Here is a 22,652-nt window from a genome sequence, read left to right as displayed (position 1 = left end):
GGTGATCAGTTACCGGTCGCCCAGCCAGCCCACGCAGCGGCGAGAGCGTCGTAGTTCTCGACCCAGAAGTCGACGTTCGGCGCAATGCCGGTGTCGAGGTGCTCGGTCGTCATCCAGGTGGTGAGCTGCTCATCCATCTTCGGCTTCGCGTCGATGTTGACGCCACCGTACGAGGTCTCTTCGGTCATCTTGGCCTGCTGCTCAGCGCCCAGCGAGTAGTTCACCGCGGCGAACGCTGCCTGCTTGTCCTTCACACCCTTGGGGATGCCGTTCGAGTCGACCATGATCATCCACTGATCCCACATCGGGGCGATCGGTGCACCCGCGGAGGCGGCGCCGTAGCCGCGGCCCGACCAGACGAGACCCATCACGGCCTCACCGGACTCGAGCTGCTGCTGTGCAGCCGCGCCGGTGGTCCAGCCGATCACGTTGTCGCCGAGCTCCTTGTACATGTCGAACGCGCCCTCGATGTCTTCGGGCTTCAGGTTCTTCACGTCCTTGCCCTGCGCGGTGAGCGCGAACTCGACCGTCTGCGGGTCGACATAGGTCGACTGGCTGACCGTGCGCTTACCCGGGAACTTCTTGGTGTCGAAGAAGTCTGCGGCGCTCGTTGGCGGGTTGTCGCCGAAGGCTTCGGTGTTGTACGCAACGACCAGGCCGTAGAGGATCTGGGGAACCATGCACTTGTCGGTGATGGTGCCCTCGGGGATCTTCGAGATGTCGATCTGCGAGTAGTCGTACTCCTCGTACAGGGTGCCGCAGCCGCGCGCCGTGTCGAACTGCGTCGTGTTGACGATGTCCCAGCTGACGTTGCCGCTGTCGACCATGGCCTTCAGCTTGCCCGCGTCGAACGCGTCCTGGTTGAAGGTGGCCCCCGATGCCTCAGCGAAGGGATCCCAGAGGGCGGCCTTCTGGCCGTCCTGGAAGACGCCGCCGGAGCCGGCGAACGTGAGCGTGGTGCCCTCGAGTGCGCCCGCCTTGATCTCGCCGGCGACCGGGGTGCCGAGGTCGCGCTCGGGCGCCGCCTCGGGCTCAGCGCCGCCGCTGCAGCCGACAAGTGTCAGCGCGAGCGCGGCGGTGCCCGCGGCGAGCGCGATGGCTCGGCGGGCGGCAGGGCGACGGGCCCCCTGCAACGTGTTCAGAGTGGACATGTGTTCCTCACTTCGTCGTGATCGTGGTCCTCATGATCGTGGTGTGCCAGGCTGATTCGCCCCGCGAACGGGGAATCGGACGACCCCGGCGACCCCGAAGCTAGCAGCCATTCGCGCCCGCACCCCCCGCCCTGTTACCTGTTCGTTACCGCCTGCCGCATGTTTCATAGCTTCGTACACCACCCCCGGGCGGGGGTGTACAAACATAAGCAATCGGGCGCGAGAGCCGGATCGAGACCCACGAGTGCGCAATGGATCCCTACGATGGGAGCCACACGCAAAGCTGTTCAAGGAGGAACACGCATGGACGTCTTGGTCGTTGGAGCAGGTCTCGCCGGGCTCACCGCCGCCTGGGAGCTCGAGAAGGCCGGGCACCGTTGCACGGTGCTCGAGGCGCGAGATCGCGTGGGCGGCCGCACCTGGTCGGAACGCCTCGGCAACGGCGAGGTCACCGAGCGCGGCGGCGAGTACATCTTCCCGACCGAGTTCGCGATCCGGCGGCTCGCCGCTGAGGTCGGCGTGCCGATCATGTCGCACAACGTGCGCTATGGCCGACGCACGGTTGCCGGCCGCATCATCTCGTTTGCCGAGCTCAGTGAGACGAGCGAGCGCGTCCGCGCTACCCTGGCCACCATGATCGCCGACGGCGAGAGAGAGGTGTCGCTCGAGCGCGCGTTCGCCGAAGCGCTCGGCACCGACTACCGCCTCGACCCCGTGTACCGCCGTACCACCACGTCTGCTGCGGCAGATCCCGCGCTTGTGAGCGCCGAAGCCGTGCTGCTGCACGAGTCCTCCACCGTAGACGGGTACATCGAGGATGGCGGCCGCTTCGTGGGCGGCAACCAGGCACTGTCCATCGAGCTCGCGCGGCGCCTCGGTGACCGCGTGCGGCTGGAGAGCCCGGTGCAGGCGGTTGATCAGAGCGAAAGCGGCGTGCAGGTCACGCTGAGCGATGGCACGCGGCTTGAGGCCGACGCCGCCGTGATCTCCGTCCCCCTCCCACTGCTGCGTGAACTCGAGCTCGGCTTCGCGCTCCCGGAGGCACAGCAGCGCGCCCTCGACCACCGCTTCATGGGAGTCGCAGCGAAACTCGGCATCCCGTTCAGCCGCGTCGACGATGACATCGCCCTGCAGAACCCCGAGCACACGTGGTGGTCGTGGCGTTCGCTGAGTATCGACGGTGTCAGCCGAATCAACGCGCTCTCCTCTTTCGCCGGCGGCCCGTTCGCGCTGGACGCCCTGAACGTGACCGCGGGCTCCGACGGCTGGGTGGCCGCGCTTCGCGCGATGCGCCCCGAACTTGAGATCGACGGCGATGTGCTGCTCACCACCTGGGCGGACGACCCGTGGGCGCGCGGTTCATACTCCGCTCCCGGGCTCGAGTGGGCCGCCGCCGACGCGACCGCATTCAACTCCGCTGCCGGCCGCGTGGCCATCGCGGGCGAGCACACGGGCCTCGCCCAATCGCTCTCCGGCGCCGTCGCCTCGGGTGTGCGTGCCGCTGCCGCGCTCATCCAGATGGAGAGATGATGCTCCCGCACCGACGACCGCACGCCCGATGACGTTCACCGTCCGCTCACTCCTCACGACCCCCGCCGCGGGAACCCGCTCGCTCACCCCCGGCGTGGGTGAGGAGCGCCCGATCGCCTGGGCGCACGTGTGCGAGCTGGCGGAGCCGTGGGAGTGGCTCGGCCAGGACGCACTCGTCATGACCACGGGCCTCGGTGTCCCCGCCGAGTCGGCCGCACAGATCGCCTACCTGGACGGCATGCACCGGGCCGGGATCGCGGCCGTCGCGATCGACGCCGAGATGCCCGCACACCCGTTCACGGCCGAGGCACTTGCCCATGCGGCGCGCATCGGCTTCCCCGTGCTCGAGACCGAGTACGACGTGCGGTTCGTCTCGCTCGCCATGCTCGTCGCCGAGGCGGTGCAGCGCGAACGCGCCGAGCGTGTGCAGCAGACGGAACGGATGTACGCCGCGCTCAGCGAGCACGCGGTCGACGATGGGATCGACGCTCTGCTCGACGAACTCGGTCGGATCCTGCGCGCCGCGCTCAGCCTCGCCCCGCGCGACTCGAGCGTGGGGCCGGGCGCACTGCACCAGCTGGCGCCCGGTACCTGGGCGGTGCCCATGCTCTCACCGGGGGAGATCGAACTCCGTGTGGCGCACGCCGGGCCCATCGACCGGGCGCAGCTGCGGCATGCCGCGGGCATCGTCGACAACGCGCTCTCGGTGAAGGTCGCGGCGCGGCGCAGCGACTGGCTGCACGGCTCCCTACTCCTCACCGACCTCTGCGACGAGTCGGTCGCCTCGGCGCCCGCAGATCACCTCATCGCGGCGTACGGCCTTGAGCCGCCGTTCCAGCTCGCCGTCTCGCAGCGGCCGGATGCCCGCGCCACGCTCGACGAGGTGCACGCATCCTTCGGCACGGCGCAGGTCGCCGCTCTCGCCACGGTGAAGGACAGTCAGGTGCTCGTGCTCGCTGCCATGGGGGCCGACGTCGAGCCCCTGTTCGAGGCGCTCGCCGGCAGCCACGCGGGGCTCGGCGTGAGCGCCCCCTTCACCGACCTCGATGCGCTCCCCACCGCGCTGCGCCAGGCACGCAGCGCGCTGATCCGCGCGCACCAATCCGGCAAGCTGCTCCGCTTCGAAGAGCAGGCCAACACGTCGCTGTTCCTCCCCTCCGATCCTGATCAGTTGCGCGAAATTGCGCGCCAGGTGCTGGGTCCGCTCCGCACCTACGACGAGCAGCGCGGCACCTCGCTCACGCACACACTGCGCGTGTTCCTTGAGGAGAACCGGAGCTGGGTGCGTGCCTCCGAGCGATTGTTCGTGCACCGGCAGACCCTCATCGCGCGCATCTCTCGCATCGAAAAGATCATCGGCCGCGACCTCTCCTCGATGGAGGACACGGCAGAGTGCTGGCTCGCCGTGCAGGCCGCGATCCGCAGCGGGGATCTCGCGCCCAGCGATCCCCCGGCCGATGACCCCGAGCGCGTGGACCCCGCGGGTTCTGGCGGGTAGCTCACCTGTCTCGATCGGGATCGCAACCGCACACCGGCGCGGCGTCTACCGCTTCGGCCACACCCAGGCGGGCGCATCGAGGAGTCCCTGCCCGCGCACCTGGGTGCCCCAGCCCGCAGACTCGAGCTCGATCTCTGAGCCCGCCGCAGCGAGCGCCCGGCGGAGCGGAGCGGCGTGTGTCACGACGAGCACCTGTGTGCGCCGGGCTGCCCGCGCGATCAACGCACCCAGCGGTTCGAGCAGCCCCGGGTGGAGCGAACCCTCCGGCTCGTTCAACACGATGAGGGGAGGCGGCTCCGCGGGCAGCAGTGCGGCGCAGAGCAGCAGGTAGCGCAGTGTGCCGTCGGAGAGTTCGGCCGTGCCGAGCGGGCGCAGAAGCCCCGGCTGGTGCAGCAGGAGTTCGAACACCCCGTCGGTCACCGCAATTTCCACGTGCGAGCCAGGGAAGGCATCGGCCACCGCCTCCCGGAGCGGCCCGTCTTGCCCCGCCTCAATGGCGGTCGCCCACACGGACGCGAGATCCGAGCCATCATCGCTCAGCCAGCGGGTGCGCGTGCCCACCTGCGCCTGGCGGGCGGGCGCTGCGCGATCGGTGCGGAAGTGGTCGTAGCACCGCCACTCAGACATGCGGGTGCGTAGCCGCAGCGTGTCCGCGAGCGTGCCCGCGTCGTCGAGGTCGCGCAGCACGCTCTGATCGGGCCGCAGGGTCTGCGGCACCGCGCGCCACCCGTCCTCCCGCACGCGCACGGCCCCGCGCGTGCGGTCGATGAACACCGCCGACGGCCGGGCGATGCTGCCGGTAAACACCTGCTCGCGCTTGATCTCGGGGTCGTGCAGAAAATAGCTGCGACCGGGATCCACCTGCGGCTGGCCGAGATCGAGCAAGTACCCGTACTCATCTGCGCCGATGCCGAGCCGCAGCGAGATGGGGCCCTTCCGCACGGTGCCCTGCGCGCCTGGCCCGCCCGGCCGCTCGGGCCCCGCCCACAGCGCGCTCGCAAGCCCGCCCTCGCGCGCTACCGCGCCAATGATCTCGCCTGCCCCCGCCGCAGCGAGGAGCCGCAGCGCCCGGTACAGGCTGGTCTTCCCCGTGCCGTTGGCGCCAGACACGACCGTGAGCGGGCTGAGCGGCACCACAAGATCGACGAGCGAGCGATACCCGGAAACCGCGAACGTGGTGATCATGCAGCCAGTGTGGCACGCACCCCTGACAACGCAGGAGCGGCCGCCCCCCGGGTGGGGCGGCCGCTCCTGAAAATGTCACTCGGTCAAACTAGCGCGGGCACACGCAGCGCTCAGCCGTCGGGACGCCCGCAAGGGCCTCCTCGATGTGCTCGCCGCAGCCGGCCCAGGTCATCTTGCTGCACTCATCGCAGCGTACAGAAGCGCACATGGGCGATCCTCTCTCAGAGCGTTCAGGTGCCGAGCGCGACACCCGACGGCCAGCCTACCCCGGCTGCGGGCGGGTCGCTGCCTGGGGTGGTAGCTTGAAATTACTTCGGCATCAGCCGGGGAGGGAGCATACGTGATGGGACAGCGAGTGACGACAACCCCCGGACGTGACGCAGAACCGTTGCTCGACATGGCGCTCGCCTGGGCCGAGCAGGATCCCGACGCGGAGACGCGGGAGGAGACGACCGCACTCGTCGCCCGGGTCCGCGCGGGCGACGAGGCCGCGCGCGTAGAGCTCACCGCGGCCTTCGACGGGCGCCTCGCGTTCGGCACCGCGGGCCTCCGCGGCCCGCTTGGCGCTGGCCCACTGCGGATGAACCGCGTAGTCGTCTCGCAGACAAGCGCCGGCTTCGCCGAATACCTGCTCGACCGCGCAGCCCGCGGCGAGACGGAGACCCCGCCGTCCATCGTGATCGGCTACGACGGCCGCGTGAACTCCGATGTGTTCGCGCGCGACACCGCCGAGATCATGGCCGGCGCAGGCATCCGCGTCTTCCTCTTCCCCGAGCCTGGCCCCACCCCGCTCACCGCCTTCGCGGTGCGGCACCTCGGTGTCTCTGCCGGCGTCATGGTCACTGCGAGCCACAACCCGCCGCGGGACAACGGCTACAAGGTGTACCTCGGCGACGCCGACGCGGGATCCCAAATCGTGCCACCCGTCGACGGTGACATCGCCGAGCGCATCGATCGCATCTCTGCGCGCCCGCTCAGCGAGCTGCCGCGCAGCTCCGAGTACACGGTGCTCGGCCCCGAGGTCGCCGACGCGTATGTCGCAGACACCGCCGCTGCCCTCGTCGCGGGCTTCCCCCGCGACGCTGCGGGAGCAGTCGCTGCGGGATCCGAATCTGATTTGCGGATCGTGTACACCGCGATGCACGGTGTTGGCTCCGATCTCGCGCGCCGCGTCTTCACTGCCGCGGGGCTGCCCTCGGTGACGGTCGTTCCCGAGCAGGATCGCCCGGATGGCGCCTTCCCCACGGTCGCGTTCCCGAACCCCGAAGAGCCCGGCGCGCTCGACATTGCGTTCCGAGTCGCCCGCACCGTGGACGCGGAGCTCATCGTTGCGCACGACCCCGATGCGGATCGGCTGGCAATCGCGCTGCCCGACGCCACCGCTGCCGAGGGCTACCGCCGCCTCACTGGCAACGAACTTGGCCTGCTGCTCGGGTGGCGCGCCGCCGAGCGCGAGCGTGTGCGCGCCGAACTGCTCGGCACCGAGGCCGCCGGCGCACTCGCGTGCACGATCGTCTCCTCCCCCGCGCTCCGCGCCGTTGCCGCTGAGTACGGGCTCGACTACGCCGAGACGCTCTCAGGGTTCAAGTGGGTGTCGCGCGTACCCGGCCTCATTTTCGGCTTCGAGGAGGCGCTCGGCTACCTCACCCACCCCGCAATCGTGCGCGACAAGGACGGCATCTCTGCGAGCGCCGACGCAATCGCGATGGTGCGCGAGCTTGCCGCGGCCGGCCGCACCGTGTGGGACCTGCTCGACGACGCGGGAGAGCGCTTCGGGCACTTCGCGAGCACGCAGATCACCCTGCGCCTCGACTCGATGGCCGCGGCATCCGCGCTGTCCGCCCGCATTCGCGAGGAGCCGCCCACCGCGTTCGGCGAGGTGGCCGTTGCCGAGCTGCAGGATCTCCTCACGCCCGGTCTCGCCGAGGTGCCCGCCGATGTGCTGCGCTTCGACCTTGCGGACGGGGCGCGCGTGATGATTCGCCCGAGCGGCACCGAGCCCAAGCTCAAGGTCTACCTCGACACATTCAGCGCCAAGGGTACGGCCGCCGAGCGGCGAGAGGCCGCGCAGAGCGCGCTCGACACGCTCGCCGCTGCGCTCCGGGACACGCTGGCCGCGCTGCAGGAGCCCGTGGCGTCATGATCTTCGAGCGCACCCCGAGCGACGTGGCCCGTTGGCTGCGGCGCCCGGGTGCGCGCGACGACAAGTATCGCCGCGGTGTGCTCGGCGTGCGCACCGGATCGGCACTGTACCCGGGCGCCGCCGTGCTCGGGGTCGGGGCCGCCTGGCGCACCGGGCTCGGTCTGCTCCGCTACGTGCCGCCCGTCGACGTCGCGGCATCGCCGTGGGGCTTGCCCTCCCCCGCGGCTGCCGTCCTCGCGGCGCACCCCGAGACCGTGTTCGGCCCGGCACCCGAGGGGGCACGGCCCTGCGATGCCTGGCTCATCGGTTCGGGCACCGACCCCGCTGCCCGCGCTGCCGCGGAGACCGCTGCGCTTGCTGCGCTCCTTGCAGGTTCGGCGCCCGTTGTTGTCGACGCTGGCGCGCTCGGCCTCGCCGCCGCGCTGAGCGCCGCCGAGCGAACGGTCGCTGCGCCCCTCATCCTCACTCCGCACGCAGGCGAGTTCACCCGGCTGTGGCAGGCGGTGGATCTTGGCGCCGTTCCCGCGGCGCTGCGTTCACCGGAAGATATCGCGGGGCGCGGGGTCGCCGCCGCCGAACTCGCGGCGGTGCTCGGCGTCACCGTACTGCTGAAGGGGTCACGCACGATCGCCGCGACACCGCACGGACACCAGTTCGTCGGCCCCGAAGCAACGCCCTGGCTCGCCACTGCTGGCACGGGCGATGTGCTCGCCGGCGTACTCGGGGCGCTCCTCGCCGCGCACACGGAGGCCGTGCGCCAGGATCCCGATCTGCTTGCAGAACTCGGCATCGCCGCTGCGCAGCTGCACGATCGCGCAGCCCGCATCGCGGCCGGAGGCACCGGCGTGCAGCGCCCCATCACCGCTGGAGACGTGGTGAGCGCCCTCCCTGCGGCATACGCGGAGCTCGCGGCGTAGAGATTCTCGCGGCGGGCCGAGTTAGGCGACCACGCGCCCTGCAACAAGCGGACGCACGGTCGGGGCGGCCTCACCCAGCTCAACCGCGGTTGCAAGAGACTCGAGCCCGCGGGCCAGTCGGCCCGGCGTATCGCAGCGCACCTCGAAGAGCGGATCGCCCGCGCGCACAGTGTCACCCGGGCGCACGAGCACCTCAACCCCCGCGGCATGGTCGACCGGGTCACCCGGCCGCGCGCGGCCCGCGCCCAGCCGCCACGCACCGACGCCCACGGCGCGCGCGTCGACTCGCTGCACGATGCCGTCGGTGGCAGCCCGAACGATCTCGGTTTCACGTGCAACGGGGAGCTCTGCGTCGGGGTCGCCGCCCTGCGCTGCGATGAGGCGCCGCCACGAGTCCATGGCCCGCCCGTCGGTAAGCGCGGGGGCGGGGTCGACATCGGTGAAGCCGGCGAGGTCAAGCATCTCGCGGGCCAGCGCAAGCGTCAGCTCGACCACGTCTGCGGTGCCGCCGCCGGCCAGCACCTCGACCGACTCGCGCACCTCGTTCGCGTTGCCCACCGAGCGGCCCAGCGGGGCGTCCATGTCGGTGAGCAGCGCCACCGTCTGCAGGCCGGAGTCGGCGCCGAGCTGCACCATGGTCTGTGCGAGCTCCTGCGCGTCCGTCAGGTCGGGAAGGAACGCCCCGGAGCCGAACTTCACATCGAGCACGAGACCATCGGCGCCCTCAGCGATCTTCTTGCTCATGATGGACGACGCGATGAGCGGCACCGCTGCGACTGTCCCCGTGACGTCGCGAAGCGCGTACATCGCGCGGTCAGCAGGGGCAAGGCCCGATCCTGCGGCGCAGATCACGCCGCCCGTGTCCCGCAGCACCGCGTACATTTCCTCGTTCGAGAGGGCGGCGCGCCAGCCCGGGATCGATTCGAGCTTGTCGAGCGTGCCACCCGTGTGGCCCAGGCCACGCCCCGACAGCTGCGGCACGGCGACACCGAGCGAGGCGAGGAGTGGCACGAGCGGCAGGGTGATCTTGTCGCCGACGCCGCCCGTCGAGTGCTTGTCGATGGCCGGGCGGCCGAGGCCTGTGAACGAGAGGCGCTCGCCGCTCGCGATCATCGCCGCGGTGAGCTCGCGGATCTCGCGGCGCCCCATCCCTTGAATCACGATGGCCATGAGCAGTGCGCTCATCTGCTCGGGGGCCACAACGCCGCGCGTGAACGCGTCGACCACCCAGGCGATCTCGTCGGGGCGAAGCTCCCCCGCGTGGCGTTTGGTGTTGATCAGATCGACAACGTCGTGGGGCTCGGTCACGTGCGCGTTCACCATGCCGCCAGCCTAAGCCCCTCGGCTCTGCGCCACGCCGACCTTTCCCCACACCCACAGCTTTCAGGGTCACTTGGGCAGGGTGTCGCCGAGCACCTGAAAGCGACACCCTGCCAAACTGACCCCGATTCGGCGGGAACGTGGGCTGGCAGGCCGCAGCGCGGCGCAGATCAGGCAGCGTGCGGGGGTGGGGCCTCGGGCAGGCCCAGGGTGCGGTCTTGCCCCGTCGCGATCCAGCACGAGGTGAGCAGCAGCGCGCGGCAGATGAAGTTGAACCAGAGGAGCAGACCAACGAACACCGCGAAGGTGGCGAGGAGCGGGTTGCTCGTCGCGCCGCCCAGCAGCGCGGAACCGAGAATCTTCAGTCCGAGCAGCGCCGCACCGCCGAGCGCGCACCCGGTGAGCAACGCCCAGCGCGGCACGCGCACTTCAGCGAGCAGGCGGTGCATCGCCATGAGCACGAGCACGTCAAACACGAACATCGCGCCGTAGCGCACGAGCGTGCCGAGCCAACCGAAGAACCAGCTGTCGCCGTCCGCGCCGATGAGTCCGAGCAGCCAGTCTGCGAGGCCCGAACTGAGCACGGTGAGGCCCGCGGACACGAGGATGGCGACAAAGAAGCCGACCGCAAGCGCGAGGTCGCGCAACTTCAGCAGGAGCGCGTTGCGATACTCCTTGACCTCGAGGCCGAAAATGATGCGAATGGAGCGACGGGTGCCGGTGAACCAGTTGAGCGCCACCCAGACGAGCGCACCACCGGCAACGATGCTGCCCCAGTTGAAGGTGCGCCCCTGGAGCAGCATGCTGATGTCGACCGCGTAGCCGTGGCCCGGCCCGACGAGCCCGGGCACAAACGTGTTGAGCTGATCGACGAGCGTGTCAACGAGCTCGGGCCGGCCACTCAGCACGATCCCGAAGATGCCAAAGCCGAGCCAGAGCCCCGCGAACACGGCGAAGAGTGCCTGGTAGCTCATGCCGCCGGAGAGCACGCTGCCGCCCACGTTCGTGAAGTGTGAGAAGGTGCGCACGGGGTGCAGGCGCTGCGCACGCTGCCACAGGGTCATCCCCTGGCGCACCACCTCAGACACACGAGACGCCCCGGTCGTTTCCTCAGCGGCGGCTGGAGAAGCGTCACGGGGCGTCGTCATGATGCCATGCTAGCGGGCTTGCGGCCCGCAGCCGGGACTTAAGAGGTCTTGCCGGTGCGGATCGCAGCCTTGACCTCGGCAATTGCCTTGGTCACCTGGATGCCACGCGGGCAGGCGTCGGTGCAGTTGAAGGTGGTGCGGCAACGCCACACGCCCTCGGTGTCGTTCAGCACGTCGAGGCGGACCTGAGCGTTGTCATCGCGCGAATCGAAGATGAAGCGGTGCGCGTTGACGATCGCGGCGGGGCCGAAGTACTGACCGTCGGTCCAGAACACGGGGCACGAGGTGGTGCACGCCGCGCAGAGGATGCACTTGGTCGTGTCGTCGAAGCGCTCGCGATCCTCGATCGACTGAATGCGCTCCTTGCCGCCCTCGGGGGCCGAGTTCGACACGAGGAAGGGCTGCACCTCACGGTATGCCGCGAAGAACGGCTCCATGTCGACGATGAGATCCTTCTCGAGCGGCAGGCCCTTAATCGCCTCAACGTAGATCGGCTTCGAGATATCGAGGTCCTTGATCAGCGTCTTGCAGGCCAGGCGGTTGCGACCGTTGATACGCATCGCGTCCGAGCCACAGATGCCGTGCGCGCACGAGCGGCGGAAGGACAGCGTGCCGTCCTGATCCCACTTGATGCGGTGCAGGGCGTCAAGGATTCGGTCCGTCGGATACATCTCGACGTCGAAGTCCTCCCAGTACGCCTCACGCCCGGACTCGGGCAGGTAGCGACGCACCAGCAGGGTGACGGTGAACGGCTTGGGGGCTTCCTCGACCTGTGCGGGAGCCTCGGTGGTAACGGTGCTCATGGCCTAGTACTTCCTCTCCAGCGGCGGGTACCGCAGTTCGCCCTGCTCGTTCTTCGTCATAACGACGGGCTTCCAATCCAGACGGATGTGGTCCTCGGGGTTCGCCGAGTGCGGGTTGCCCGTGAGGTACGCCATCGTGTGCTGCATGTAGTTCTCGTCGTCGCGCTTCGGGTAGTCGTCGCGCATGTGGCCGCCGCGGCTTTCCTTGCGGTTACGCGCAGCGAAGACGAGCACCTCTGCGAGGTCGAGCAGGAAGCCGAGCTCGATCGCCTCGAGCAGATCGGTGTTATAGCGCTGGCCGCGATCCTGCACGCCAACGTTCTGGTAGCGCAGGCGCAGCTCGTGAATCACACCGAGCACCTCGGTGAGCGACTCCTCGGTGCGGAACACCTGAGCGCCGCGGTCCATGGCCTCCTGCAGCTCCTTGCGGATGTCTGCGACGCGCTCGGTGCCGTTTCCGTTGCGGAAGCCCTCGACCATGTCGCGGACGAACGCTGCGGGGTCCTCGGGCAGCGGCGTGAAGTCAACCGTCTGCGCGTAGTCGGCAGCGTGGTTGCCCGAGCGCTTGCCGAACACGTTGATGTCAAGCAGCGAGTTGGTGCCGAGGCGGTTCGAGCCGTGCACCGAAACGCACGCGCACTCGCCGGCGGCGTAGAGGCCGGGAACGACGGTCGTGTTGTCCGAGAGCACCTGCGCGTCGTTGTTCGTGGGGATGCCGCCCATCGCGTAGTGCGCGGTGGGGAACACGGGAACGGGCTCGGTCACCGGGTCGACACCCAGGTAGGTGCGCGCGAACTCGGTGATGTCGGGGAGCTTCGTCTCGAGCACCTCGGCGCCCAGGTGGGTGCAGTCGAGGTAGACGTAGTCCTTGTGCGGGCCGGCGCCGCGGCCGTCGAGCACTTCCTGCACCATCGAGCGGGCGACGATGTCGCGCGGCGCGAGGTCCTTAATCGTGGGCGCGTAGCGCTCCATGAAGCGCTCGCCCGAGGCGTTGCGGAGGATAGCGCCCTCACCGCGTGCGCCCTCGGTGAGGAGGATGCCAAGGCCGGCAAGGCCGGTCGGGTGGAACTGGTAGAACTCGATGTCCTCGAGCGGCAGGCCCTTGCGCCAAACAATGCCGACGCCGTCGCCCGTGAGGGTGTGTGCGTTCGACGTCGTCTTGAACACCTTGCCGAAGCCACCGGTGGCGAAGACGATCGACTTGGCCTGGAAGACGTGCAGCGCACCCGTCGCGAGCTCGTACGCGACGACGCCCGAGGGCTTCTTCACGCCATCGACCTCAGTCATGACGAGGTCGAGCACGTAGTACTCGTTGAAGAAGTTGACGCCCAGCTTCACGCAGTTCTGGAACAGCGTCTGGAGGATCATGTGGCCCGTGCGGTCTGCTGCGTAGCAGGCGCGGCGCACCGCAGCCTTGCCGTGATCGCGGGTGTGGCCGCCGAAGCGACGCTGGTCGATCTTCCCGTCCGGCGTGCGGTTGAAGGGAAGGCCCATGTTCTCGAGGTCGATGACCGCGTCGATGGCCTCCTTCGCGAGGATCTCAGCCGCGTCCTGGTCGACGAGGTAGTCGCCGCCCTTGACGGTGTCAAAGGTGTGCCACTCCCAGTTGTCGTCCTCGACGTTGGCGAGCGCCGCGGCCATGCCGCCCTGCGCCGCACCGGTGTGCGAACGGGTGGGGTACAGCTTCGTGATGACCGCGGTCTTCGCCTTGGGGCCAGCCTCGATGGCAGCACGCATGCCCGCGCCACCGGCGCCGACAATCACCACATCGAACTGGTGGTAGGTGACGCCGTCCTTGACGGTAACTTCTTCGCCCTGGTGGGTATCTGTAGTCACGTGATTCCTATTCTCGTTTCAGAAAACCTGTGCCGGAGACCCGGTTATGCCTTGCAGAAGGACGCGACCAGCGCCGGATCCGCGCCCGCGGGGCAGGGATCAAGCGTGTAGATCACGAAGGTGCCGAGCAGGATGAGCAGCGCGGCCGACAGGAACAGGGCAACCTTGAACGCCTTCGCAAGCCCGGGACGGGTCACGTAGTCGTTCACGATGGTGCGCATGCCGTTCGCGCCGTGGATGAGTGCGAGCCAGAGCAGGAGGGTGTCCCAGATCTGCCAGAACGGGCTCGCGAGCTTGCCCGCAACGAAACCGAAGTTGATGGCGTGAACGCCACCCTCGGTGAGGAGCAGGTTGGAGGCCAGGTGTCCGAACACGAGAACCAGGAGGAGCACGCCGGAGACGCGCATGTAGATCCAGCCCCACTTCTCCCAGTTGGTGCGCTTCTTGGCGGGGGTCTGCGAGCGCGGAGCGTCAATCGTCATCGTCATGTCTCTACTCCTCGCTTAGTGACCGAAAACGTTCATCAGGTGGCGAGGCAGGAAGCCTGCCATCGTCACGACCCAGAGGCCGATGACGATCCAGAACATCACGCGCTGGTACTGCGCGCCCTTGCGCCAGTAGTCGACGAGGATGATGCGAATGCCGTTGTACGCGTGGAAGACGATGGCGGCGACCAGCGCGGCCTCGCCGAGGCCCATGACGGGCGTCTTGTACGTGCCCATGACGGCGTTGTATGCCTCAGGGCTCACGCGAATGAGTGCCGTATCGAGCACGTGTACGAGCAGGAAGAAGAAGATGGCAACGCCGGTGATGCGATGCAGCACCCACGACCACATTCCTTCATTGCCGCGGTAGAGCGTGCCGCCCGGGCGGCTCTTCTGCTTTACCGCGGGCGCGGCCTCTGCCGTTTGGGCTGACACGGGCTTCCTCCTTGGTCCTGCTTTGTCGGGTGATCCCCGGCAGCTGACTGTGCGGTCCCAGACACGGCTATCGCATTCGAGGCGCCCCCGGAAGCGTGCATGGCTGAGAATCCACTGCGTCCCCATTATGACACCATTCGCGTGCATGCTCGGCACCACGCCCGGAACCTCGCTCAGGGCACCCGGGTAGTCTGGCTGTATGACCGACGCACCCGCGCCCAGCCCCGCTATTGACCGGCTCACCTGCGTGATTCCCGCTGGCGGCGTGGGATCCCGGCTCTGGCCGCTCTCCCGCGCCAACGCCCCGAAGTTTCTGCTGGACCTCACAGGTTCGGGTGACTCGTTGCTGCGAGCTACCTGGGATCGCCTCACCCCGATCGCCCCGGCAGAGCGCCTCATGGTGGTCACGGGAGTGTCTCACCGCGAGTCGGTTGCGGAGCAACTGCCCGAACTGCTGAGCGAGAACCTCGTCACGGAGAGTGAACCGAAAGACTCCTCGGCGGCCATTGGCCTCGCTGCGGCGCTCCTTGAGCTCCGCGATCCCGATGCGATTCTGGGCTCATTCGCGGCGGATCATGTGATTCGTGGCGATGTGCTGTTCCAGCGCGCCGTGACCACCGCGGTTCAGGCGGCGGACCAGGGGTACATCGCAACCATCGGCATCCACCCCTCACACCCGGCGACGGGCTTCGGCTACATCTCCTGCGGCCAGGCGCGCGGCGATCTCGCCCCGTTCGACGTGTACGAGGTCACCGAGTTCGTGGAGAAGCCGGACGCCACGAAGGCTGAGGAGTACCTCGCACACGGCGGCTACCTCTGGAACGCGGGCATGTTCATTGCGCGCGCCACGGTGCTGCTCGATCAGATGGCGCTCGCCGAGCCCGAGCTCGTTCGGGCGTTGCGCGAAATGGCGGCGAGCTGGGACACGGAGCAGGGCGCGGCTGCGCGCGAGCGGCTCTGGCCCACCCTGCCGAAGATTGCTATCGACTACACGGTTGCTGAGCCCGCGGCAGCGGCGGGCAAGATGGTGTGCGTTGCCGCACACTTCGATTGGGATGATGTGGGTGACTTCGCCTCCGTCGCGAACCTCCTCACCCGCGGGCGTGGCAGCGACCTCGCCGTGCTCGGCGATGGCGCGCAGGTGCTCTCCGATGCCTCGAGCGGGATCGTGGTGTCCGAAAGCGATCGGCTCGTCGCCCTCGTGGGCGTCGAGGACGTCGTGGTCGTTGACACCGCGGACGTGCTGCTGGTTACGTCGAAGCGTCGCGCGCAAGACGTGAAGAACCTGGTCAACCGCATGAAGGTGTCAGGCGGCGGCCACCTGCTCTAGTGTGACGCGACGAGCGCGAACGGGTAGCGCGCGGAGCCAGCCACGCGCACCGCGTCCGGCAAGCCCGCGAGCCCGCGCTCGGGGTCGACGCCCGGGAAGCGGTCGCCCGTTTGCCACTCGGCCTCGCTCGAGAGGATGACGCGGCCGCTCGCGTTGATCAGGGTGACCCCGCAGCTGAGTTCTGCGTGCAGGGCATCTTCGAGCGCGGAGACGAGCACGTCGGCACAGATCACGCCCACGAAGCCGGAGTCGAGCTCGACGGGCAGCGCGGAGGTGATGGTGATCTCGTTCGAGCACAGGTAGTCGACGAACGGGCCGGCGATGTGGCGCGACCCGGTTGCTTCGGGCACGCGGTACCACTCCAGGCGCACGAGGTCGATTGCGGCCTGCCCCGGCCCAAAGGTGGAGGAAGCAAGTAGACCGCGCTCGGCGCCCTGCCACCAGGCGAGCGGATTCCCCTCGGACACCACGGCGTCGCTCGCGCAGTAGCCCGCGCCATAGACGGGCCGATCAACGGTGTCGAGCACCGCGTGTGCGTCGGCCTCGACAAGCGCCGCCAGCTGCGGGCCTGTCATCCGGCCGTCGCGGAGCTGCTCGGCGAGCTGCGCGCGGAGCTGTGGCAGCCAGGCTTCCAGGGGCGCAAAGACGCCATCAAAGAACTCCTCAACGCGTGCGAGTGCGCGGTCAAGCTCGTGTTCCAGCAACTGCTGCACGTCGTTCCTCCTCTGCGTTGAGGCCTCCGCGACGATCATTCCCCGCGGCTGCGAGCTTCTAGTGTGTCATGAACGTCGTCACTCTGGGGACGCGCAAGCAGCTCGGTTCGAAACGAGACCAGCCAGCGCACCGAGGAGCGCACCGCGTCCCGCACGGCGGAGCGCGCCGCGGACACGTCCCCGGCCTGCGTCGCGGCAATCTGCGCGACAAGCCCATCGTGGGTGGCCATGCGTGCGGCCCGATCCAAATCTTGAAGCGCGAGCAGCGGGGTGAACTCGGTCTGCACACGAACGTGCTCATTCGTGAGTCGCACCGACTGGCTCAGTGCTGCGAGTTCGAGCTGCGCCTCGGTGATGCGGCGGCGCCAAGCCGCCCGGTCGAGCTCGCGGGCGTCCTCCAAGATGCCGGCAACAACGCCGAGCTCCTCTGGGGTGGCGCGCTGGCACGCGTACTCCGCGCAGGCCGCGGCAATCACCTCGTAGTGCACTCCCAGGTCGGCGAGCGCGACGCGCGGCATCGCCATGAGCGCGCGGGCGTTCACCTCTTCGACCGCGCGGTGACTCGGGCGCACGAAGCTGCCTCCGTTGCGCCCGCGGCGCGTCTCGATGAGCCCGCGGTGGCGCAGCGTGCCGAGCGCCTCGCGCACCGTCACCACGGCGACGCCGAGCAGCGCGGAGAGCTCAGTCTCGCTGGGCAGCCGCTCCCCCTCGATGAATGCGCCGACCGAGATGGCCTGCACGATGCGTGACTCGACGAGCTCGGTGCGTCCTTCCTCGCCGATCGGGGCGAAGGCCGCGGTGCGGAGGCGACTCGGGGGCGAGTCAAGCAGCGTTCCGCTCACGTGTCTCCTCCGGGTCGAGTTCAGGCTTCCGTCGAGTCTGTCACGCGAAACGTGAGGAATGGCTGTGCCGCTCCGTCATCGAATCGTGATCTTCGCGGTCTCACTCGGGTATTTAACCTATAAACCCATATGTTATGGTTCTTCTCATTGGTTCGACAACGACGTTGAGGAGCAGCGCACCATGCCCCACCCCACCCCACACGCCGACGGCGCAGACATTGCGGTTTCCGTCCAGGGCGTGCGCAAGCAGTTCGGTGATCTCGTCGCCGTCAACGAGCTCGACATCGACATCCGCGCGGGCGAGTTCTTCTCCATGCTCGGCCCCTCGGGCTCCGGGAAGACGACCGTGCTGCGGATGATCGCAGGCTTCGAAGAGCCGAGCGCGGGCAAGATCCTGCTGCACGGCGCCGACGTCACGAAGTCCGCGCCGTTCGACCGCGAGGTCAACACCGTCTTCCAGGACTACGCACTCTTCCCCCACCTCACGATCGCCGAAAACGTGGCCTACGGGCTGAAGGTTCGCGGGGTCGGCAAGGTCGAGCGCGCGACCCGCGTCACCGAAGCACTCGAGCAGGTGCAGCTGGGGCACCTCGCCGAACGCCGCCCCTCGCAGCTCTCGGGCGGCCAACGCCAGCGCATCGCCCTCGCTCGCGCCCTGATCCTGCGCCCCAAGGTGCTACTCCTCGATGAGCCGCTCGGCGCTCTCGACAAGCAGCTGCGCGAACAGATGCAGTTCGAGCTGAAGCAGATTCAGCGCGAGGTGGGCATCACCTTCGTGTTCGTCACCCACGACCAGGAAGAGGCCCTGACGCTCTCCGACCGCGTGGCGGTGTTTAACGGCGGCAAGATCGAGCAGGTCGGCAGCCCCCGCGAGGTGTACGAGTTCCCGCAAACCGAGTTCGTTGCGCGCTTCCTCGGCATCACGAACTTCCTCGCGGGCGACGCCGCGCAGCGCATCCTCGGCGTCGGCACCGCGCACAGCGTGCGGCCCGAGCGCGTGCAGCTCGCCGACCCCACCGCCCCCGTCGAGTCCGGCACCGTCGCGCTGCCGGGCAGCGTCATCGAGGCGGTGTACGCGGGTGCGCACACCCGCTACCTCGTCGAGACCGAAGGCGGCGTGCGGTTCATCGCCGAGAAGCAGAACTCGCACACCCCGCACCTCCACCCCAGCATCTCGCGCGGCGACACGGTGAGCTTGCGCTTCGCACGGGACCACGCGGTCGCCGTGCCGAGCGCCGCCGCGGTTCCGGCTGCAGCCTAAGCTCCGGGCGCCGGCCCACCCCCTGAAGCACACCCGGCGCCCGGACCCGATCCACCCACCACACTCAATCGACAACACAGGAGTTCCGATGAATAAGAAACTGCTCGCCCCCGCGGCCCTCGTTGCCGCGGTCGGCCTGGCCCTCGCGGGCTGTTCGAGCACCGATGGCGGCGGCGACAGCGCTGGCGGCGTCTCGATCGATGTCCCCGAAATCCCGGCGATGGACAAGCTGGGCGATATGGAGAAGGAGGTGAACATCGTCGCGTGGTCGGGCTTCGTCGAGCCGGCCTGGGCCGATCAGTTCACCGCCGACACGGGCTGCGTGGTCAACCGCAAGGTGGCCGCGACGAGCGACGAGATGGTGCAGCTCATGCGTACAGGCGAGTACGACCTCGTGTCTGCCTCGGGCGACGCGAGCCTCCGCCTCATCGTCGACGGCAACGTGCAGCCGCTCAACACCGAACTGATTCCCAACTTCGGCGACGACATCGTTGAGGGCATGAAGGGGCAGCTCTACGACACGCTGAACGGCAACGTCTACGGCATTCCGATCGGCCGCGGCGCGAACATCCTCGAGTACAACAGCGAGGTCGTCACCGAGGCACCCGACAGCTGGGACGTCGTGTGGGAGAAGGACAGCCCCTACGCCGGCAAGATCGCCGCCTACGACAGCCCCATTTACATCGCCGACGCCGCGATCTACCTGATGGAGCACCAGCCGGATCTCGGGATCACGAACCCCTACGCGCTCGACGCCGATCAGCTCGCTGCGGCGACCGAGCTCCTGAAGCAGCAGAACGCGATGGTCTCCGAGTACTGGTCGCCCGCCACGAACGTCACCTCGTTTACGGGCGGCAACTCGGTTGTCGGCACTTCGTGGGAGGTGCTGCGCAAGGCTACGCAGGACGACAAGTTCAAGAGCGTGCTCCCACAGGAGGGAGCAACGGGCTGGTCTGACGCGTGGATGCTTGCCACCGAGGCGAAGAGCCCGAACTGCGCGTACGCGTGGATGGACTACACCTCCGCTCCCGAGGTGAACGGCGCGATCGCCATGAACTTCGGCATGGGCCCGGCCAACGGCGCGTTCTGCGAGCTGAACGATGAGGCGAAGGCGCACTGCGACTACTTCAACGCCACCGACGAGGACTACTACAAGCAGGTGTGGTTCTGGACGACCCCGATTGACCAGTGCCTCGACGGCCGCACCGACGTGAAGTGCACGAACTACCAGGACTGGACGAACGCCTGGGCCACGGTGAAGGGCTAACCGCCTCGAACCACACGTGGGAGGTGGATCCGCGCCGCGTCGCCGACGCGGATCCACACCCCATCCCATCCGGGGTGCGAGGCGCCCCTTCCCCCCGCACAGTCACAACGCGCACCGCCGCGCGCTATTCCCCACCAGCCACCGTCTCTCGCAGCGAGGAAGCCCCGTGAGCACACACAACGTTCTCGAACGCCGCCGCAAGCCCCTGTCCACCGCGCTCGCGCGGCACCCCCGCGCACGCCTCGCCTCGCTCCTCGCGCTGCCGATGACGTGGCTTGTCGGGGTCTACATCCTGTCCCTTGCGCTGCTGCTCATCACTGCGTTCTGGACCACGGATCCGTTCACCTCGCGCGTGAAGCCCGGTTTCACGCTCGCGAACTTCCAGCAGCTGTTCACCGTGCCGGCGTACCTCGCCACGGCACTGCGCACGCTCGGCATCGCGCTCGCCGTGACCGCGATCTGCGCGCTCGTGTCGATCCCGCTCGCCGTGTTCATGGCGAAGGTGGCCGGGCCCAAGCTGCGCGCCACACTCGCGATCCTCATCACGCTGCCGCTCTGGGCGGGCTACCTCGTGAAGGTGATCGCGATGCGCCTCGTGTGGACCGACTCCGGCTTCTTCAACTGGGCGCTCTCGCCGCTCGGGATCGAGGGCCCCGGTTTCGGGGTGCTCACCGTGATCCTCACGCTCGTGTACCTGTGGTTCCCGTACATGGCGATCCCCGTGTATGCGGCGGTCTCGCAGATCCCGACCAACCTCTTTGACGCGTCCTCCGATCTCGGCGCGAGCGGTGCGCGCACGATCCGCACGGTGGTCGCTCCCCTGCTGCTCCCCTCTCTCATCGCCGGCTCGATCTTCACGTTCTCGCTGAGCCTCGGCGACTACATCTCCGCGATGTACGTGGGCGGCTCGACGCAGATGATCGGCAGCATCATCGCGCAGAACATCAACTTGAACCCGCCGCTCGCCGCTGCGTTCTCGGTCGTGCCGATCGTGCTCGTGGTCATCTACCTCACCGCCGTGCGCCGCACAGGCGCGCTGAACAATCTGTAGCCCGATCCGGCTCGACAAGGAGACCTCCATGCTTCGCCTGAACCGCGGGACCAAGATCGTTCTCGCCCTCGTCACGCTCATCGCGCTCGGTTTCATGTACATCCCGCTCTTCGTGATTGTCATGAACTCGTTCAACTCCGGCCGGGTGGCCGGCTGGCCCATCCCGGGATTCTCGCTCGAGTGGTGGCAGAAGGCGCTCGTCAACCCGGCGGTGCACGCAGCAGTGCTCAACTCGGTGGTGGTCGCGCTCATCGCCACCGCAATCGCCCTCGTGCTCGGCACGCTCGCGGCGTTCGCCCTGCAGCGCTTCCGCTTCTTCGGTCAGCAGACGGTCAACCTACTGATCGTGCTGCCGATCACGCTGCCCGGCATCGTCACGGGTGTCGCGCTCTCGAACACGTTCCACCAGGTGCTGAAGCCCATGGGGATCCACGTGGGCTACTGGGGCATGATCATCGCGCACGCCACGTTCTGTGTGGTGATGGTGTTCAACAACGTGATTGCACGCCTGCGCCGCATGAACCCGAACCTCGAGGAGGCCTCGATGGACCTCGGTGCCGGGATCGGCCAGACCTTCCGCCTCGTGACGTTCCCGCAGTTCCGCAGCTCGTTCATCGCGGGCGGCCTGCTCGCATTCGCGCTGTCCTTCGACGAGATCGTGGTGACGATCTTCACCGCGCCGCCCGGAGTGGAGACGCTGCCGCTCTGGATCATGAACCAGATGGCCCGCCCCAACGAGGTGAATCAAGTGAACGTCGTTGCGACGATCATGATTCTGCTCTCCCTCATTCCCGTGTACTTCTCGCAGAAGGCGTCGGCCGCGGGCGACGTAAAGTAGCCCGGAGTCACGGGCGGGGACGCGGGGCAGGGGTCAGTCTGATGACTCCGGCCCCGCGTTTTCGCGCGCGGAATCATGCGGCCGAAACCCGAGCGCCGTGTACTCGGCCCGGAAGCCGGTGAGGATCGCGCGGAGGCCGAGCTCAAACGCCAGGTCTGCGGCCCGGCCGCCCCGTTCGGCGAGGTGTGCCGCGCGTGCGGCATAGGCCGCGGAGAATTCGGGCACGTCGTCGCGCGGACCAGGATCGAGCATCGTGTCATCCGCCGCAAGGTCGAGCGCCGAGCCGAGGATGAACGACTCGAGCGCCACCATGAGCGACAGCGCACGGTCGCCCGGCCAGCCGGCGCGCACGAGCGCGGCGATCACCGCCTCGTACATCTGCGAGGTAATCGAGTTCTCAGCGAGCGGCAGGGTGGCAAGCAGCGCAATTGTGGGGGGATGCGCCGCAAACGTGTTGCGGTAGTGCGTGGCCCAGCCGGCGAGCGCGTCGTCCCAGGGCTTGTCTGCGAACATGTCGACCGCGATGCGGTCGCTGATCAGCTCACGCACTCCGGCGATAAGCTCGGCCTCACCCTCAATGTGGTTGTACAGGGCCGACGGCCGCACGCCGAGCTCGCTCGCGATGGCACGCATACCGACGCCGTGCGCGCCGCGCTCGTCGATGAGGCGCAGCCCGGTTTCGAGGATGAGGCGGCGAGACAGGACACGGTCGCGCGGCCGCCCAACGCGCCGTTTGGGCGCGGCCGGTGCGCTCGTCCCCCCTCCGGTTCCGCTGGGATCGCGGGTGGGGGTGGGCTTCTTCGCCGGTGTCGACATCGTGTTCCTCCGCACCCAGCTTGCCACGATCCGACACGTGCGCGGGTTCAGAGTCGCGCTCGGGCGCGTTTCGTACTAGTCTC

Annotated in this window: 20 protein-coding genes; 9 read left to right on the top strand and 11 right to left on the bottom strand. The window is 68.4% G+C overall.

Annotated elements, in window-relative coordinates:
* Positions 1–5 precede the first annotated feature (5 nt).
* Complete coding sequence (locus ACR81A_RS01985; RefSeq protein ID WP_202382340.1) at positions 6–1,151, bottom strand: extracellular solute-binding protein; 1,146 nt, start codon at positions 1,149–1,151, stop codon at positions 6–8.
* 303 nt (positions 1,152–1,454) lie between these two features.
* On the opposite strand from ACR81A_RS01985, the gene ACR81A_RS01980 reads away from it, so the two are divergent.
* Together ACR81A_RS01980 and ACR81A_RS01975 are read left to right on the top strand one after the other, a co-directional pair.
* A complete protein-coding gene (locus ACR81A_RS01980) occupies positions 1,455–2,681 on the top strand; it encodes a flavin monoamine oxidase family protein (protein WP_440312409.1) in 1,227 nt (408 codons plus the stop codon).
* A gap of 28 nt (positions 2,682–2,709) precedes the next feature.
* Positions 2,710–4,179: a PucR family transcriptional regulator gene (locus ACR81A_RS01975; protein ID WP_440312408.1), complete on the top strand. Its 1,470-nt coding sequence runs from the start codon at positions 2,710–2,712 to the stop codon at positions 4,177–4,179.
* 45 nt (positions 4,180–4,224) lie between these two features.
* Here ACR81A_RS01975 and ACR81A_RS01970 read toward each other — a convergent pair whose 3' ends face one another.
* Complete coding sequence (locus ACR81A_RS01970) at positions 4,225–5,364, bottom strand: AAA family ATPase (RefSeq protein ID WP_440312407.1); 1,140 nt, start codon at positions 5,362–5,364, stop codon at positions 4,225–4,227.
* Positions 5,365–5,707: 343 nt separating this feature from the next.
* Here ACR81A_RS01970 and ACR81A_RS01965 point away from each other — a divergent pair, with 343 nt between their 5' ends.
* Together ACR81A_RS01965 and ACR81A_RS01960 are read left to right on the top strand one after the other, a co-directional pair.
* Positions 5,708–7,507, top strand: a complete 1,800-nt coding sequence (locus ACR81A_RS01965) for a phospho-sugar mutase (RefSeq protein ID WP_440312406.1) — start codon at positions 5,708–5,710, stop codon at positions 7,505–7,507.
* A complete protein-coding gene (locus ACR81A_RS01960; protein WP_440312405.1) occupies positions 7,504–8,424 on the top strand; it encodes an ADP-dependent NAD(P)H-hydrate dehydratase in 921 nt (306 codons plus the stop codon). The genes ACR81A_RS01965 and ACR81A_RS01960 overlap by 4 nt, the downstream gene beginning before the upstream one ends.
* A 21-nt stretch (positions 8,425–8,445) precedes the next feature.
* On the opposite strand, the gene ACR81A_RS01955 is transcribed toward ACR81A_RS01960, so the two are convergent.
* From ACR81A_RS01955 to sdhC, 6 genes are all read right to left on the bottom strand, one after another.
* On the bottom strand, positions 8,446–9,747 hold the full coding sequence (locus tag ACR81A_RS01955) for a thymidine phosphorylase (protein WP_440312404.1): 1,302 nt from the start codon (positions 9,745–9,747) through the stop codon (positions 8,446–8,448).
* A 167-nt stretch (positions 9,748–9,914) separates the two neighbouring features.
* Positions 9,915–10,892, bottom strand: a complete 978-nt coding sequence (locus tag ACR81A_RS01950) for a YihY/virulence factor BrkB family protein (protein WP_440312403.1) — start codon at positions 10,890–10,892, stop codon at positions 9,915–9,917.
* A 38-nt stretch (positions 10,893–10,930) separates the two neighbouring features.
* Positions 10,931–11,695 (bottom strand): succinate dehydrogenase iron-sulfur subunit, encoded by a 765-nt coding sequence (locus tag ACR81A_RS01945; RefSeq protein WP_202382348.1) that lies wholly within the window; start codon positions 11,693–11,695, stop codon positions 10,931–10,933.
* Between the two features lie 3 nt (positions 11,696–11,698).
* A complete protein-coding gene (gene sdhA, locus ACR81A_RS01940; protein WP_202382349.1) occupies positions 11,699–13,531 on the bottom strand; it encodes a succinate dehydrogenase flavoprotein subunit in 1,833 nt (610 codons plus the stop codon).
* Positions 13,532–13,575: 44 nt separating this feature from the next.
* Positions 13,576–14,019, bottom strand: coding sequence for a succinate dehydrogenase hydrophobic membrane anchor subunit (locus tag ACR81A_RS01935; RefSeq protein ID WP_202382350.1), 444 nt, complete (start codon positions 14,017–14,019; stop codon positions 13,576–13,578).
* A 15-nt stretch (positions 14,020–14,034) separates the two neighbouring features.
* Positions 14,035–14,451: a succinate dehydrogenase, cytochrome b556 subunit gene (gene sdhC / locus ACR81A_RS01930; RefSeq protein WP_440312402.1), complete on the bottom strand. Its 417-nt coding sequence runs from the start codon at positions 14,449–14,451 to the stop codon at positions 14,035–14,037.
* Between the two features lie 199 nt (positions 14,452–14,650).
* On the opposite strand from sdhC, the gene ACR81A_RS01925 reads away from it, so the two are divergent.
* A complete protein-coding gene (locus ACR81A_RS01925) occupies positions 14,651–15,781 on the top strand; it encodes a mannose-1-phosphate guanylyltransferase (protein ID WP_202382352.1) in 1,131 nt (376 codons plus the stop codon).
* Here the strand turns inward: ACR81A_RS01925 and ACR81A_RS01920 are convergent.
* Positions 15,778–16,494, bottom strand: coding sequence for a hypothetical protein (locus ACR81A_RS01920; protein ID WP_440312401.1), 717 nt, complete (start codon positions 16,492–16,494; stop codon positions 15,778–15,780). The two genes, ACR81A_RS01925 and ACR81A_RS01920, sit on opposite strands and share 4 nt — an antisense overlap.
* Before the next feature lie 35 nt (positions 16,495–16,529).
* Positions 16,530–17,336 (bottom strand): GntR family transcriptional regulator, encoded by an 807-nt coding sequence (locus ACR81A_RS01915; protein ID WP_202382353.1) that lies wholly within the window; start codon positions 17,334–17,336, stop codon positions 16,530–16,532.
* Between the two features lie 181 nt (positions 17,337–17,517).
* On the opposite strand from ACR81A_RS01915, the gene ACR81A_RS01910 reads away from it, so the two are divergent.
* The 4 genes from ACR81A_RS01910 (at position 17,518) to ACR81A_RS01895 (ending at position 21,753) form a co-directional block, all read left to right on the top strand.
* Positions 17,518–18,597 carry an ABC transporter ATP-binding protein gene (locus tag ACR81A_RS01910; protein WP_440312400.1) on the top strand — a complete coding sequence of 360 codons (1,080 nt, stop codon included), beginning with the start codon at positions 17,518–17,520 and terminating at the stop codon, positions 18,595–18,597.
* An 88-nt stretch (positions 18,598–18,685) separates the two neighbouring features.
* Positions 18,686–19,864, top strand: coding sequence for an ABC transporter substrate-binding protein (locus tag ACR81A_RS01905; RefSeq protein ID WP_440312399.1), 1,179 nt, complete (start codon positions 18,686–18,688; stop codon positions 19,862–19,864).
* A gap of 166 nt (positions 19,865–20,030) precedes the next feature.
* Positions 20,031–20,915, top strand: coding sequence for an ABC transporter permease subunit (locus ACR81A_RS01900; RefSeq protein WP_202382356.1), 885 nt, complete (start codon positions 20,031–20,033; stop codon positions 20,913–20,915).
* A 28-nt stretch (positions 20,916–20,943) separates the two neighbouring features.
* A complete protein-coding gene (locus ACR81A_RS01895) occupies positions 20,944–21,753 on the top strand; it encodes an ABC transporter permease (RefSeq protein ID WP_202382357.1) in 810 nt (269 codons plus the stop codon).
* A gap of 33 nt (positions 21,754–21,786) precedes the next feature.
* On the opposite strand, the gene ACR81A_RS01890 is transcribed toward ACR81A_RS01895, so the two are convergent.
* Positions 21,787–22,569, bottom strand: a complete 783-nt coding sequence (locus ACR81A_RS01890; RefSeq protein WP_202382358.1) for a TetR/AcrR family transcriptional regulator — start codon at positions 22,567–22,569, stop codon at positions 21,787–21,789.
* Between the last annotated feature and the right edge of the window lie 83 nt (positions 22,570–22,652).

This window comes from Leucobacter chromiireducens (assembly GCF_051993095.1).
Taxonomy (GTDB): domain Bacteria; phylum Actinomycetota; class Actinomycetes; order Actinomycetales; family Microbacteriaceae; genus Leucobacter; species Leucobacter chromiireducens.
This window is presented reverse-complemented; position numbering and strand designations above follow the sequence as displayed.